Raw genomic sequence first — 13,783 nt, forward strand, 5'->3', positions numbered from 1 at the left:
ACCCGTCGCCCGGTGGCACCGTCCGCCTGGTCGGGGTACGCCTCCGCGCCGCGATACGGTGCACCGGTGAGTGAACCGACCGCCGCGGCATCCAGCCCCTCGCTCGACGCGCCGCTGTCGAGGCCGATCTCGGCCGGTATCACCGCGTCGCTGGTGGGGTTCTCGAGCTCGTTCGCCGTCGTGCTCACGGCGCTGCACGCGGCCGGCGCCACGTCCGATCAGGCGGCCAGCGGTCTGCTCGCCGCGTCCTTCGCCGTGGGGGCCGGCACGATCGTGCTCGCGCTTCGCTACCGCCGCCCCATCACCCTCGCGTGGTCGACGCCCGGGGCGGCCCTGATCGCCGCGACCGGCGCCGTCGAGGGCGGCTGGTCGGCAGAGATCGGCGCGTTCTACGTCGTGGCGGGGCTCATCCTGCTCACGGCGCTCATCCCCGCTCTCGGGCAGGCCATCGCGCGTATCCCCGCCTCGCTCGCGCAGGCGATGCTCGGCGGCGTGCTGCTGCCGCTCTGCCTCGCCCCGCTCAGCGGACTCGTCAAGAGCCCGTGGGCGGTCGCGCCGGTGATCGTGGTGTGGCTCATCGCGCTGCGGTTCCTGCCCCGCTGGGCGGTTCCGCTCGCTTTTCTCGCGGCGGCCATCGCGATCGGCATCGAGGTCGGCGCGGCCGGCACCGCGATCGACCCGGCGTCCTTCCTCCCGCGGGTCGCGTTCACGGCGCCGACGTTCACCACCGGCGCCATCGTGGGTCTCGCGCTCCCGCTGTTCCTGGTGACGATGGCGTCGCAGAACGTGCCGGGCACGGCGATCCTCCGCAGCTTCGGCTACGACCTGCCGTGGCGGCCGGCGATGACCGTCACCGGTCTCGGCAGCGCCCTCACCGCCTCCGCCGGCGGGCCGGCGATCAACCTCGCCGCGATCACCGCCGCGCTGGCGGCTAGCCCCGACGCCCATCCCGATCCGCGCAGGCGCTGGTACGCGAGCATCGCGACCGGCTCGACGTACTTCGTGCTGGCCGCGGCATCCTCGTTCTTCGCCGTGCTCGTCGTGCTGGCGCCCGCCGGTCTCATCGCCGCCGTCGCCGGTCTCGCGCTCTTCGGCGCGTTCGGCTCGGCGGTGCAACAGGCCGTCGCCGACCCGCACGACCGGGTTCCGGCCATCGTGACGTTCCTCACGGCGGCGTCCGGCATCGCGTTCTTCGGCATCAGCGCCGCCTTCTGGGCGCTGGTCGCGGGGCTCGTGGTGCGCGCCGCGCTGCGACTCGGGCGGCGCTGACGGGCGGCGCCCCCGGCATCAGGCGATCTCGCCGCCCACAAGCGGGCGCCCGTCGTCGGATGTGAGGCTCACATCGATCGCGATCTCGAGGGCGCGCACGATGTCGGCGAGGGCGAGCGCCGGCGCACCTGCGGGCGCGGTCTCGGTCGACCACGGCACGTGCACGAACCCGGCACGCACGTCCGCGCGGTCGGCCGTCGCATCCAGCACGGTGTACATCGCCGCGTTGCACACGAAGGTGCCGGCCGTGAGCGACACGGAGGACGGCACGGATGCCGCGGCCACCGCCGCCGCGATCCGCTTGACCGGAAGCGTGGCGAACCGTGCGTCTGGTGCGCCCCCGACGACGACGGCGTCGGTCGGCTGCACCCCCGCATTGTCGGGGATGCGGGCATCGGCGAGGTTGAGGGCGACCCGCTCCGGCGTCACCGCCGAGCGGCCGCCGGCGAGGCCGGTGGCGATCACGACGTCGGGGGAGTGCCGCTCGATCAGGACGCGCAGGCGGGCCGCGGCATCCGCGAACGTCACCGGCAGCACCTCGACGATCAGCGTCTCGGCGCGATCCCACCGCGCGGCGACCGCGCGCACGGCGTCACCCGAGGGGTTCGCGGAGTCGCCCGCGAACGGCTCGAACCCGGTCAGCAGCACGGTCGTCATCGCTCCAGGGTAGGCGGCGGGCGGCGGCATCCATCGTCCTAGACTGGGGGATCGTGGTGACCCGTCTCTCGACCTATTTCCTGCGCACGCTGCGCGAAGACCCGTCGGACGCCGAAGTCACGAGCCACAGGCTGCTCGTGCGCGCCGGCTACATCCGCCGCCAGGCGCCGGGCATCTTCGCCTGGCTCCCGCTGGGCCTGCGCGTGAAGGCGAAGGTCGAGCAGATCATCCGCGACGAGATGTCGGCCGCGGGCGCGTTCGAGGTGCACTTCCCCGCGCTGCTGCCGCGTGAGCCCTACGAGGCCACCGGTCGCTGGGAGGAGTACGGCGACGGCATCTTCCGCCTGAAGGACCGCAAGGACGCCGACTACCTGCTCGCCCCCACTCATGAAGAGGTCTTCACGCTGCTCGTGAAGGACCTCTACTCGTCGTACAAGGATCTGCCGCTGACGATCTACCAGATCCAGGACAAGTACCGCGATGAGGCGCGGCCCCGCGCCGGCCTCCTCCGGGGGCGTGAGTTCACGATGAAGGACGCGTACTCGTTCGACCACACGGACGCCGGGCTGGATGCCTCGTACCAGGCGCAGCGCGACGCGTACGAGCGCATCTTCCAGCGCCTCGGGCTCGAGTACGCGATCGTGCAGGCCGACGCGGGTGCCATGGGCGGCTCGCGCTCGGAGGAGTTCCTGCACCCGACCCCGGTCGGCGAGGACACCTTCGTGCGCTCGGAGGGCGGCTACGCCGCGAACGTGGAGGCGTTCACCACGACGGCGCCCGCGCCCGTCCCGTTCGACGGGCTGGGTGGGCCGGTGGTCTTCGACTCGCCGAACACGCCGACGATCGACACCCTCGTCGCGCACTCCAACGCCGTGCTCGATGGCACGTACACCGCGGCCGACACCTTGAAGAACGTCGTGCTCGCGCTGACCCATCTCGATGGCACGCGAGAGCTCGTCATCGTCGGGCTTCCCGGCGACCGTGAGGTCGACGACAAGCGTGCCGAGGTGGCGTTCGCACCCGCCGCGGTCGAGGCCGCGACGGCCGAGGACTTCGAGAAGAACCCGCTCCTGGTCAAGGGCTACATCGGACCGTGGTCGCCGACCGGTGCGGTGCTGGGCGAGGAGTCGGCCACCGGCATCCGCTATGTCCTCGATCCGCGGGTCGCCGACGGCTCCGCGTGGATCACGGGTGCCAACATCGACCAGAAGCACGTGCACTCCCTCGTCGCCGGCCGCGATTTCGTCGCCGACGGGTTCGTCGAGGTCGCCAACGTGCGCGACGGCGATCCGGCACCCGACGGCTCGGGCCCGGTCACGCTCGCCCGCGGCATGGAGATCGGGCACGTCTTCCAGCTCGGCCGCAAGTACGCGGAGGCGCTCGGCCTGAAGGTGCTCGACGAGAACGGAAAGCTCGTCACCGTCACGATGGGCTCGTACGGCATCGGCGTCACGCGCATCCTCGCGATCATCGCCGAGCTCAACAACGACGATCGGGGGCTCATCTGGCCCGCGTCGGTCGCGCCCTTCGACGTGCACGTTGTCGCGACGGGCAAGGATGACGCGGCCTTCGCCCTCGCGGAGGAGCTCACCGCGGCACTCGAGGCATCGGGTCTCGACGTGCTCTACGACGACCGCCCGAAGGTGTCGCCCGGTGTGAAGTTCGGCGATGCCGAGCTCATCGGCGTGCCGCAGCTCGTCGTCGTCGGCCGCGGTGCGGCGACCGGCGAGGTCGAGCTCTGGGACCGCCGCAGCGGCGACCGTCAGGTCGTGCCGCTCGCCGACGCGGTCGCCCGGCTCACAACCCGCTGAGCGAGATCTTCAGAGCTTCGCCCAGCGAGTGCGCACGAACATGACGAGGCCGTAGGCGACGAGGCCGCTGCCGATCGCCGTGACGATGGCAGCACCGAGCGGCAGACGCAGAAGCGCGACAAAGGCGCCATCCAGTCCGCCCGCAGCGGCCGGGTCGACGGTGAGCGCAGCTATCGCCATGATCGCGCCGACGCTGATGAGCGCCGCGCCCTTTGCCACATACCCGACGACCGCGAGAGCCAGCGCGGCCCCACCTACCGGGCCCCGCGGGAAGGCGATGCTCTCGCGAAAGCCGCGAGTGAGCCCGCGCCATCCGAAACCGATCCCCACACCGGTAATGGCGGCGCCGAGCGCGCCGAGCAACCACGGCCCGCCCGGAAGCGAGAGGAGCGTCGCTCCCGTCGACTTCGCGGACTGCTCTGAGTTGCTCGCTGATCCGAGAGCGACTCCCGCTGCGAGCGCTCCGACTGCCAGATAGGCGGCCGCCTTCGACCATGCGGACACGAGTGCGCTCCATCCATTCCGTCGACGGTCCCAGAGGCCGTCGACGATGTACCAGAGCGTCAGCGCCCAGAGCGTCGCCGCGCAGGCCCACAGGAGCAGAACCCCACCGGGCAGCCGAGCGATGCCCTGAAGCGCTCCGGTCTGATCGGCTTCCGCCGCATGCCCCTGTGCGAGGGCGATCGCGAGGATGCCGATGCCGAGATGCACGAGCCCGCTCGCCGCGAACCCGACTCGCGCGACGACGCGGAACGCGGTCGACGAGTGGGCGGCGGCGGTCGCGTCGGTGGAGGGCACGATGCCACAGTACGACCGCAGGTGGGGGAACGCAGCGGAGCGGATCGCCCCGGCTCGAGGCATCCCGATCGGGTAACGTAGGGGGGATGCGTCGCCCCCGCGCCGCATCCCAGAACTGAAGAGGGAGGCCCCGTGGACATCGATCTCGGACTGCTGCGCACCGTGGAGCGCGAGCGGGAGATTCCGTTCGAGGAGCTCGTCTCGATCATCGAGCAGGCGATCCTCACGGCGTACGCGAAGAACAGCACGCCCACCGGCGTCCTCCCCGACGGCGCTCGCGCCCAGATCGACCGCAAGACCGGTCACGTCGCGGTGTTCGTGCCGCTGCGCGACGACGAGGACGCGGTGATCGGCGAGGAGGAGGTCACGCCCGACGACTTCGGTCGCATCGCCGCCTTCGCCGCCAAGCAGGTCATCAGCCAGCGGCTGCGTGACATCGCCGACGACGCGGTGCTGGGGGAGTTCCGCGGCAAGGAGGGCGACATCGTCGCCGGCGTCATCCAGCAGGGCCCGAACCCCCGCATGGTGCACGTCGACCTCGGCACGGTCGAGGCGATCCTTCCGCCCGAGGAGCAGGTGCCCGGCGAGGACTACGCCCACGGCTCGCGCATCCGCGTCTACGTCACGAGCGTCTCGAAGGGCACCAAGGGGCCCGCGATCACCGTCTCCCGCACGCACCCCGGCCTGGTGCGCAAGCTGTTCGCCCTCGAGGTCCCCGAGATCGCGTCGGGCGTCGTCGAGATCGTCTCGCTCGCGCGCGAGGCGGGTCACCGCTCGAAGATCGCGGTTCGCGCGAACGACCCGGCGATCAACGCCAAGGGTGCGTGCATCGGCGAGCTCGGCCGCCGCGTGCGCGCCGTCACGGAGGAGCTGGGCGGCGAGAAGATCGACATCGTCGACTACGACGCCGACCTCGCATCCTTCGTCGCGAAGGCGCTCTCGCCCGCCAAGGTCACCTCGAGCTTCGTGCTCGACGCGGGGACCAAGGCCGTGCGCGCCCTCGTTCCCGACTACCAGCTGTCTCTCGCGATCGGCAAGGAGGGCCAGAACGCCCGACTCGCCGCGAAGCTCACCGGGGCGAAGATCGACATCCAGCCCGACAGCATCCTCGAGGAGAGCTGACGGGGTAGGATGGAACCCGTACGGACGTGCGTCGGTTGTCGCACACGTGCTCCGCGATCCGCTCTCCTGAGAGTGGTGGCCCGCGGCTCCGAGCTCGTCGTCGACGAGCGCAAGAGTCTTCCGGGGCGGGGTGCGTGGGTGCATCCGACACTCGAATGCACGGATGCCGCCACCCGGCGGCGTGCGTTCGTTCGCGCCCTGCGCGTGTCAGGCCCGCTTGATACGCAGACCATCACCCAACACCTGCAGCGAAACGGCTGAACGGCTATGGACACAAAGTGAACGGCTCGAAATGAGACCCGTCCGCATCTAACGGTCTGCCCTGTCCGGGGTAGATCCCAGACAGGAGAATTGTGGCAAAACCACGCGTACACGAGATCGCCTCCGAGCTCGGCGTCGACAGCAAGATCGCCCTCGCGAAGCTGAAGGAGCTCGGCGAGTTCGTGAAGAGCCCGTCGTCGACGATCGAGCCCCCGGTGGCGCGAAAGCTCCGTGAGGCCCTGCAGGCCGATGGCACCGCCTCGGCCGCCCCGGCTGCGAAGCCGGCCGCCTCACGCCCCACCCCGGCGGCGCCCGCGCGGCCGCAGGCGCCCAAGCCCGCGGCATCCGCGGCCCCGGCCGCCCCGGCACCGTCGACGTCCGCTGCGGCACCCGCTCCCGAGGTGGAGCGCGCCGCGCCCGCGGCCGAGCGCCCCGCCGCCTCGTCGCGGCCCACTCCCGGTGGTGCGGCTCCGGCGCGACCGCAGACCCCGTCGGCTCCGGCCGCGCGCCCGCAGGGCGGCCAGGGCGGACAGGCAGCCCCGGCACCGCGTCCGGGAGGCGGCTCGCCGCGCCCCGGCAACAACCCCTTTGCGAGCGCGCAGGGCATGGGCCAGCGGCCCGCAGGCCCCCGCCCGGGCAACAACCCGTTCGCGAGCGCGCAGGGAATGGGCCAGCGCCCGACGCCCGGCAACATCCCGCGTCCCCAGGCCCCGCGTCCCGGTGCCCCGCGCCCGGGCGCTCCGCGTCCGGGTGGCGCGGGTCGTCCCGGTGGCGCCGGTCGTCCGGGCGCTCCGTTCCAGCAGCGCACCGGTGGTGCCGGACGCCCCGGGTTCGGCGGCGGCGCGGCACGTCCCGGTGGCGCCCCGGCAGCCGGCGGCTTCGCCGGGCGTCCCGGTGGTGGTGGCGGTCGCGGCCGTGGCCCCGGCGGTGGCACCGCGGGTGCGTTCGGCAAGGGCGGCGGCAAGTCCAAGCAGCGCAAGTCGCGTCGGGCGAAGCGTCAAGAATTCGAGATGAGGGACGCTCCGGTCGTCGGCGGCGTCAACGTCTCGAAGGGCAACGGCGAGATCATCCGTCTGCGCCGCGGCGCGTCGATCGCCGACTTCGCCGACAAGCTCGAGGCGCTGCGCGGCTACACCGTGCAGCCCGGCACGCTCGTGACCATCCTGTTCAACCTGGGTGAGATGGCGACCGCGACCGAGTCGCTCGACGAGGCCACCTTCGAGGTGCTCGGCGCGGAGCTCGGCTACAAGATCCAGATGGTCTCGCCCGAGGACGAGGACAAGGAGCTCCTCGAGGGCTTCGGTCTCGACCTCGAGGCCGAGCTGGAGGCGGAGAGCGAGGACGACCTCGAGATCCGGCCTCCCGTGGTGACCGTCATGGGTCACGTCGACCACGGTAAGACCCGACTGCTCGACGCCATCCGCCAGACCAACGTGGTCGCGGGCGAGGCCGGCGGCATCACGCAGCACATCGGTGCATACCAGGTCTGGACCGAGCACGACGGCATCGAGCGCGCGATCACCTTCATCGACACCCCCGGTCACGAGGCGTTCACCGCCATGCGTGCCCGTGGTGCGCAGGTGACCGACATCGCGATCCTCGTGGTCGCCGCCGACGACGGCATCATGCCGCAGACGGTGGAGGCCCTGAACCACGCCCAGGCGGCGGGGGTGCCGATCGTGGTCGCTGTCAACAAGATCGACAAGCCCGAGGCGAACCCCGCGAAGGTGCGCCAGCAGCTCACCGAATACGGACTGGTCGCCGAGGAGTACGGTGGCGACGTCATGTTCGTCGACGTGTCGGCCCGCCAGAACATCGGCATCCAGGACCTGCTCGACGCGGTGCTGCTCACCGCCGACGCCGGTCTCGACCTCACCGCGAACCCCAACAAGGCAGCGCGCGGTGTGGCCATCGAGGCCAAGCTCGACAAGGGCCGCGGCTCGGTCGCGACCGTGCTCATCCAGTCGGGCACGCTGCGTGTCGGCGACGCGATCGTCGCGGGCACGGCCTATGGCCGCGTGCGCGCCATGATCGACGAGAACGGCGACGCGGTCGAGGAGGCCGCGCCGTCGCGTCCGGTGCAGGTGCAGGGTCTGAACTCCGTGCCGCGCGCCGGTGACACCTTCATCGTCACCGAGGAGGACCGCACCGCCCGCCAGATCGCTGAGAAGCGTGAGGCCGCGGAGCGCAACGCCGCCCTGGCGAAGGCTCGCAAGCGCATCTCGCTCGAGGACTTCACCCGTGCTCTCGAGGAGGGCAAGGTCGAGTCGCTCAACCTCATCATCAAGGGCGACGTGTCGGGTGCTGTCGAAGCGCTCGAGGAGTCGCTGCTCAAGATCGAGGTCGACGACTCGGTGCAGCTGCGCATCATCCACCGCGGTGTCGGTGCGATCACCGAGTCGGACGTGAACCTGGCGACGATCGACAACGCGATCGTCATCGGCTTCAACGTGCGTCCTGACACGAAGGCTCGCGAGCGTGCGGCCCGCGAGGGTGTGGACATCCGCTTCTACTCGGTCATCTACAACGCGATCGACGACGTCGAGCAGTCGCTCAAGGGCCTGCTCAAGCCGGAGTTCGAAGAGGTGCAGTCGGGTGTGGCGGAGATCCGCGAGGTGTTCCGCTCGTCGAAGTTCGGCAACATCGCCGGTGTCATCGTTCGCAGCGGCACCATCACCCGCAACGCGAAGGCCCGCGTCATCCGCGAGGGCGTCGTGATCGCCGATGGTCTCGCGATCGAGTCGCTGCGCCGGTTCAAGGACGACGTCACCGAGGTCAAGACCGACTTCGAGTGCGGTATCGGCCTCGGCAAGTACAACGACATCCAGGTCGGCGATGAGATCGAGACGACCGAGATGGTGGAGAAGCCCCGCAGCTGATCCGATTCCCGGCTCCGATGACGGATGCCTCGTGGCCCTCGCGGGGACCACGAGGCATCCGTCTCGGGCACGGACCGTCGAAGAGGCCCGCGGGCGAGGAGGACGACATGGCGAATGAACGTCAGGCGAGGATCGCCGACCGCATCAAGGTGCTGCTCGCGGAGCGGCTCGACAAGGGGCTGCGCGACCCGCGGCTCGGCTTCGTGACGATCACGGATGTGCGGGTGACGGGCGACCTGCAGCACGCGTCGGTGTTCTACACCGTGCTCGGCGACGAGAAGGCCCGCGAGGACACGGCGGCCGCGCTGCGGTCCGCGACCGGCATGCTGCGCAGCGACGTGGGTCGTCAGCTGGGCATCCGGCTGACGCCGACGCTCGAGTTCATCCTCGACGCGCTGCCGGACTCGGCCGGGCACATCGAGGATCTTCTGCGCGAGGCGCGTGAGCGCGACGAGGCCGTGGCGGGCATCGCCGTCGGCGCTCACTACGCGGGCGAGTCCGACCCCTACGTGAAGCCGCGGGTCGAAGACGACGACGAGGACTGAGCGCGCTCAGCGCGTCTGACGTCGCAGTGACAGCGCGGCGAGCACGACGACACCGAGGGTGAACAGGGCGACGACGCCGAGTTCGCGCAGGGCCGGTCCGGTATCGGTCGAGGTCGCGAGGTCGTGCAGCGCCTGCACGGAGTGCGACATCGGCAGCCAATCGCTGATCGCCCGGAGCACGTCCGGCATGCTGTCGCGCGGCACGATGACGCCGCCCAGGATCACCTGCGGGAACACGATCGCGGGCATGAACTGCACGACCTGGAACTCGGTCGCCGCGAACGCGGATGCCAGCAGGCCGAGCGTCGTGCCGAGAAGGCCGTTGAGGATGGCGGCCACGATCAGCAGTCCGATCGGGCCGGCGATCGTGAGCCCGCACACCCACACCGCGAAGGCGACGGCGATGAGCGCCTGCATCGCGGCGAGCAGCCCGAAGGCGAGAGCGTAGCCGGCGATGACGTCGCCCTTGCCCAGCGGCAGGGTGAGCAGGCGCTCGAGGGTTCCGCTGCGTCGTTCGCGCAGCGTCGCGATGCTCGTCACCAGGAACATGACGATGAACGGGAACAGGGCGAGCAGCGCCGGTCCCACCTGATCGAACGTGTGGGCGTCGTCGAAGACCCACGCGAGCAGACCGAGCAGCAGCGAGGGGACGAACAGCAGCAGCACGATCGTGCGTGGGTCGTGGCGGATCTGGGTCAGCACCCGGCCCGCGGTCACGAGGGTGAGGAGCGGGTTCATGGGGTGTTCCGTTCGACGAGGGCCAGGAACGCCGCGTCGTGGTCGCTCGTTGCGGTTTCGGCGAGCAGTCCATCGGGCGTGGTGTCGGCGATGAGCCGCCCGTCGTGCAGGAGGAGGAGCCGGTCGCATCGCCGTGCCTCATCCATCACGTGGCTCGAGACGACGACCGTCGTGCCGTCGTCGGCGAGCGACCGGAACAGTGCCCACAGGTCGCGGCGCAGCAGCGGATCCAAGCCGACCGTGGGCTCGTCGAGCACGAGGATGGGCGGGCGGCCGACGAGGGCGATCGCGAGCGACACCCGATTTCGCTGACCTCCCGACAGACGCGAGACGAGCGCTCCGCGGAAGGCGTCGAGATCGACGGCCGAGATGGCGGCATCCGCGTCGGCACGGGAGCTGCCGCGCACCCGGGCGAAATAGCGCACATTCTGCTGCACCGTCAGGTCGTCGTAGATCGCCGAGCTCTGCGCCATATAGCCGATCCGGCCGCGCAGCGGTCGGCTCCCGGCGGGTTGTCCGAGCACGGTCGCGCTGCCTCGGGTGATGCGCTGCGCGCCCACGATCGAGCGGATGAGCGTCGTCTTTCCGCTGCCCGACGGCCCGAGCAGGCCGACGAGCTCGCCGGGTGCGAGTGCGACATCGATGCCATGAAGGATGCGCGTACGACCGCGCCGCACCGCCAGATCGTGTGTGACCACCGCCACCGTGCTGTCCACACCACGACATTCCCACGCGGGGTACGTGAGAGCAATGGGATGCCGCCGGAAGAATGCGGGCGGCAGCACCCTACGCCGGCAGTCGCAGCAGGCCGTCGGGCGTCGTCTCCGCGAGACCGTCGGCGAGCAGGGTGCCGATCGCGCGGTCGCGCTGCGCGGCATCCGGCCAGTCGGCGATGACGGCGTCGACGGGCACACCCTCGGGGGCGGCGTCGCGCAGCACCGCCATGACGGCGCCGCGGGCCTGACGGTCGCTTCCCTCATACCGGGCTTGGCGACGGCGGGTGTCGCCGGTGTCGGGGTAGCCCGCCGCGCGCCACGCGCACAGCTCCCGCACGGGGCAGAGGTCGCAGCGGGGCGTACGCGCGGTGCAGACGACAGCGCCCAGCTCCATGGCCGCCGCGTTCACTGTCGCCGCCGCCGCGCGATCCTCCGGAAGGATCGCCGCCATCCGGTCGAGGTCGCTTCTCGCCGGCGGCCCGGGCTGGGACCTTCCGTCGACGGCGCGCGCGAGCACGCGCCGCGTGTTCGTGTCGACGACCGGATGCCTGTCGCCGTAAGCGAACACCGCCACGGCGCGAGCCGTGTAGTCGCCGATGCCCGTGAGGGCGAGCAGGGCGTCGACGTCGCGCGGCACGACGCCGTCGTGCCGGTCGCGGATCTCGACGGCCGCCCGGTGCAGCCACAGCGCTCGCCGCGGATAACCGAGGTTCGCCCACCGCTGCACCGCCTCCGCGGGCGATGCCGCCGCGAGCGCGGTCGGTGTCGGCCACGTCACGAGCCAGGCCTCGAGCAGCGGGATGACCCGGTTCACGGGTGTCTGCTGCAGCATGAACTCGCTCACCAGGACGCCCCACGCCCCGAACCCCTGCGCCCGCCACGGCAGGTCGCGCGCGTTGCCGCGGTACCAGTCGACGAGGGCGGCGGCGAGGGGGGTCACCGACCCAGCGTAGAAGGTGCGCGGGCGGGGGATGCGGCATCCGTCGCCGTAGGCTGGGGACATGCGCCTGGCCTCCACCCCCGTCGTCGAACTGCAGCGTCAGCTGCGTGACGAGGTGCGGCAGCACTACCCGGCGGGCCGCATTGTGCTGGGGGTCGACGGCATCGACGGGGCAGGCAAGACGACGTTCGCCGACGGCTTCGCCGAGGTGTTCGCCGAAGCGGATGTCGCGGTCTTCCGTGCGTCCCTCGACGACTTCCTCCGCCCGCGGGCCGAGCGCTACGCGCACGGCCGTGACTCGGCTGTCGGCTTCTACCGCGACACCTACGACATCCCGACCTTCCGCCGGGTGCTGCTCGACCCGTTCCGTGACGGCGCGCGCACGTCGGGTGCGACCGGGTTCCAGCTCGCCGCGTTCGATCACCGCCGCGACGCACCCCTGGAGGCGCGGTGGACGACCGGTCCCGCGGACGCGGTGCTCATCGTCGACGGCATGTTCCTGCAGAGCCCCGAGACGCAGGGCATCTGGAACTGGACGGTGTGGCTGGAGGCGCCGTTCGCGGTCGCCTACGCCCGGGTGTCCGAGCGCGACGGCACCGATCCCGACCCCGACGCCCCTGCGAACGCCCGCTACCGCGGCGGGCAGGAGCTCTACCTGCGCGAGGCGCGGCCGTCGGCGGCGGCCTCGGCGATCGTCGACAACACCGACCCCGCCCGCCCGCTGCGCGCCTACCGGGACTTCTGCTGATGGCCGCCGACGTCGCCTCGCCGTCGGGCATCCTCCTCGTCGACAAGCCGCAGGGCATCACGAGCCACGACGTCGTCTCCCGTGCCCGTCGCGCGCTCGCGACCCGGAAGATCGGTCACGCGGGCACGCTCGACCCCATGGCGACAGGCCTGCTCGTGCTCGGCGTCGGCAGCGCGACCCGACTGCTCACCTACCTCGTCGGGCTCGACAAGACCTATGAGGCGACCATCCGGCTCGGCGAGTCGACCGACAGCGACGATGCCGACGGCGTGCGCACGGCGGTCGCCGATCCGGCGGCGATCGCTGCCGTGACGGATGCCGCGGTGCAGGCCGGGATCGCCCGGCTCACCGGGGAGATCGACCAGGTGCCGAGCACCGTGTCGGCGATCAAGGTCGCCGGTCGTCGCGCCTACGACCTGGCGCGGGCCGGGGAGGAAGTCGTGCTCGCCTCTCGGCGGGTCACGATCTCCCGGTTCGAGGTCATCGCCCTGTGCCGCACGGAGGGCGTCATCGACCTCGACGTCGTGGTGGACTGCTCGAGCGGCACATACATCCGTGCCCTCGCGCGCGACCTCGGCGCCGCCCTCGCGGTGGGCGGGCATCTGACGGCGCTGCGGCGTACCCGCATCGGCTCGTTCGACGTCGCGGATGCGGCATCCGCCGATGACATCGCCCCCGCGCGCCTCGTGCCCGCCGCCGACGTCGCGGCGGCCGTGCTGGGGGCGCTGCCGGTGACGGCCGACGAAGCCCGCGATCTGCGCCACGGAAAGCGGCTCGAGGGGGCGGCCGACCGGCTCGGCGGGGCCGTGCGCGCCGCCATCGCCCCCGACGGGGTGCTCGTCGGCATCGTCGAACGTCGGGGCGCCGACATCAAGAGCGCGATGAACATGCCCGAGGAGGCATCCGCATGATCCTGTGGTTCTCGCTCGTGCAGGTGGCCGTGGCATCCGTTGCCGGTCTGCTGTGTATCGTGCTCGGACTCGTGGGTCGACGGCCGTCCGACCTGTCGGTCGGGTCACTCGCGCTCGTCGAGCTGCTCCTGCTCGCACAGGTCGTGACCGCGCTCATCGCCCCGGCCGTCGGCAACACGCCGAGCGGAAGCGTGCTGGAGTTCTGGGTGTACGCGATCTCGGCGGCTCTCCTGCCGCCTGCCGCCGTCTTCTGGGCACTGTTGGAGCGCAGCCGGTGGAGCACGGTCGTCATGGGCGTCGGAGCGCTCGCCGTCGCGGTGATGGTGTGGCGCATGGAGGTCATCTGGACGCTGCAGGGGTCCTGATGCGAGACGCCGGGCACGTGTCC

14 protein-coding genes are annotated in these 13,783 nt (G+C 71.4%); 9 read left to right on the plus strand and 5 right to left on the minus strand.

From position 1 onward, the window contains the following. The first annotated feature begins 66 nt into the window (after positions 1–66). Positions 67–1,269, plus strand: a complete 1,203-nt coding sequence (locus BGO15_RS09980) for a benzoate/H(+) symporter BenE family transporter (RefSeq protein ID WP_056209462.1) — start codon at positions 67–69, stop codon at positions 1,267–1,269. Between the two features lie 18 nt (positions 1,270–1,287). Here BGO15_RS09980 and pcp read toward each other — a convergent pair whose 3' ends face one another. After that, the gene (gene pcp, locus BGO15_RS09985) at positions 1,288–1,926 is read right to left on the minus strand and encodes a pyroglutamyl-peptidase I (protein WP_200930914.1); all 639 of its coding nucleotides are present in this window, start codon (positions 1,924–1,926) and stop codon (positions 1,288–1,290) included. A 53-nt stretch (positions 1,927–1,979) separates the two neighbouring features. On the opposite strand from pcp, the gene BGO15_RS09990 reads away from it, so the two are divergent. Next, a complete protein-coding gene (locus tag BGO15_RS09990) occupies positions 1,980–3,737 on the plus strand; it encodes a proline--tRNA ligase (protein WP_056209458.1) in 1,758 nt (585 codons plus the stop codon). A 9-nt stretch (positions 3,738–3,746) separates the two neighbouring features. Here BGO15_RS09990 and BGO15_RS09995 read toward each other — a convergent pair whose 3' ends face one another. Continuing rightward, a complete protein-coding gene (locus tag BGO15_RS09995; protein ID WP_162237861.1) occupies positions 3,747–4,535 on the minus strand; it encodes a DUF1206 domain-containing protein in 789 nt (262 codons plus the stop codon). 132 nt (positions 4,536–4,667) lie between these two features. On the opposite strand from BGO15_RS09995, the gene nusA reads away from it, so the two are divergent. The 4 genes from nusA (at position 4,668) to rbfA (ending at position 9,342) form a co-directional block, all read left to right on the plus strand. After that, positions 4,668–5,657 carry a transcription termination factor NusA gene (gene nusA / locus BGO15_RS10000; protein ID WP_045246199.1) on the plus strand — a complete coding sequence of 330 codons (990 nt, stop codon included), beginning with the start codon at positions 4,668–4,670 and terminating at the stop codon, positions 5,655–5,657. 9 nt (positions 5,658–5,666) lie between these two features. After that, positions 5,667–5,918 (plus strand): YlxR family protein, encoded by a 252-nt coding sequence (locus BGO15_RS10005; protein WP_082483209.1) that lies wholly within the window; start codon positions 5,667–5,669, stop codon positions 5,916–5,918. Positions 5,919–6,010: 92 nt separating this feature from the next. Beyond that, positions 6,011–8,797 carry a translation initiation factor IF-2 gene (gene infB / locus BGO15_RS10010; protein ID WP_056519527.1) on the plus strand — a complete coding sequence of 929 codons (2,787 nt, stop codon included), beginning with the start codon at positions 6,011–6,013 and terminating at the stop codon, positions 8,795–8,797. 107 nt (positions 8,798–8,904) lie between these two features. Beyond that, positions 8,905–9,342, plus strand: a complete 438-nt coding sequence (gene rbfA, locus BGO15_RS10015) for a 30S ribosome-binding factor RbfA (RefSeq protein WP_045246132.1) — start codon at positions 8,905–8,907, stop codon at positions 9,340–9,342. Positions 9,343–9,348: 6 nt separating this feature from the next. Here the strand turns inward: rbfA and BGO15_RS10020 are convergent, their stop codons facing one another. The 3 genes from BGO15_RS10020 to BGO15_RS10030 all read right to left on the minus strand — a co-directional run bounded on the left by BGO15_RS10020 (position 9,349) and on the right by BGO15_RS10030 (position 11,736). Next, entirely contained in the window at positions 9,349–10,080 is a 732-nt protein-coding gene (locus tag BGO15_RS10020; RefSeq protein WP_045246134.1) for an ABC transporter permease, read from the minus strand. Next, positions 10,077–10,796 (minus strand): ABC transporter ATP-binding protein, encoded by a 720-nt coding sequence (locus BGO15_RS10025; protein WP_273189964.1) that lies wholly within the window; start codon positions 10,794–10,796, stop codon positions 10,077–10,079. Before BGO15_RS10025 ends, BGO15_RS10020 begins: the two co-directional genes overlap by 4 nt. Before the next feature lie 70 nt (positions 10,797–10,866). Beyond that, positions 10,867–11,736 carry an iron-sulfur binding domain-containing protein gene (locus BGO15_RS10030; protein ID WP_056209581.1) on the minus strand — a complete coding sequence of 290 codons (870 nt, stop codon included), beginning with the start codon at positions 11,734–11,736 and terminating at the stop codon, positions 10,867–10,869. Positions 11,737–11,797: 61 nt separating this feature from the next. Here BGO15_RS10030 and BGO15_RS10035 point away from each other — a divergent pair, with 61 nt between their 5' ends. From BGO15_RS10035 to BGO15_RS10045, 3 genes are read left to right on the plus strand one after another with little or no spacing between them, the layout of a single operon-like run. Continuing rightward, on the plus strand, positions 11,798–12,484 hold the full coding sequence (locus BGO15_RS10035) for a nucleoside/nucleotide kinase family protein (RefSeq protein ID WP_056519524.1): 687 nt from the start codon (positions 11,798–11,800) through the stop codon (positions 12,482–12,484). Further along, positions 12,484–13,395 carry a tRNA pseudouridine(55) synthase TruB gene (gene truB / locus BGO15_RS10040; protein WP_056209448.1) on the plus strand — a complete coding sequence of 304 codons (912 nt, stop codon included), beginning with the start codon at positions 12,484–12,486 and terminating at the stop codon, positions 13,393–13,395. The genes BGO15_RS10035 and truB overlap by 1 nt, the downstream gene beginning before the upstream one ends. Beyond that, positions 13,392–13,760, plus strand: a complete 369-nt coding sequence (locus BGO15_RS10045) for a hypothetical protein (RefSeq protein ID WP_045246144.1) — start codon at positions 13,392–13,394, stop codon at positions 13,758–13,760. The genes truB and BGO15_RS10045 overlap by 4 nt, the downstream gene beginning before the upstream one ends. The last annotated feature ends 23 nt before the right edge of the window (positions 13,761–13,783 follow it).

Source organism: Microbacterium sp. 71-23, from assembly GCF_001897265.1.
GTDB lineage: Bacteria > Actinomycetota > Actinomycetes > Actinomycetales > Microbacteriaceae > Microbacterium > Microbacterium ginsengisoli.

Coding starts and splice junctions, on each gene's coding strand:
- pcp (WP_200930914.1), bottom strand. CDS start 1,926: ATGACGACCGTGCTGCTGACCGGGTTCGAGCCGTTCGCGGGCGACTCC.
- BGO15_RS10005 (WP_082483209.1), top strand. CDS start 5,667: ATGGAACCCGTACGGACGTGCGTCGGTTGTCGCACACGTGCTCCGCGA.
- rbfA (WP_045246132.1), top strand. CDS start 8,905: ATGGCGAATGAACGTCAGGCGAGGATCGCCGACCGCATCAAGGTGCTG.
- BGO15_RS10020 (WP_045246134.1), bottom strand. CDS start 10,080: ATGAACCCGCTCCTCACCCTCGTGACCGCGGGCCGGGTGCTGACCCAG.
- BGO15_RS10035 (WP_056519524.1), top strand. CDS start 11,798: ATGCGCCTGGCCTCCACCCCCGTCGTCGAACTGCAGCGTCAGCTGCGT.
- truB (WP_056209448.1), top strand. CDS start 12,484: ATGGCCGCCGACGTCGCCTCGCCGTCGGGCATCCTCCTCGTCGACAAG.
- BGO15_RS10045 (WP_045246144.1), top strand. CDS start 13,392: ATGATCCTGTGGTTCTCGCTCGTGCAGGTGGCCGTGGCATCCGTTGCC.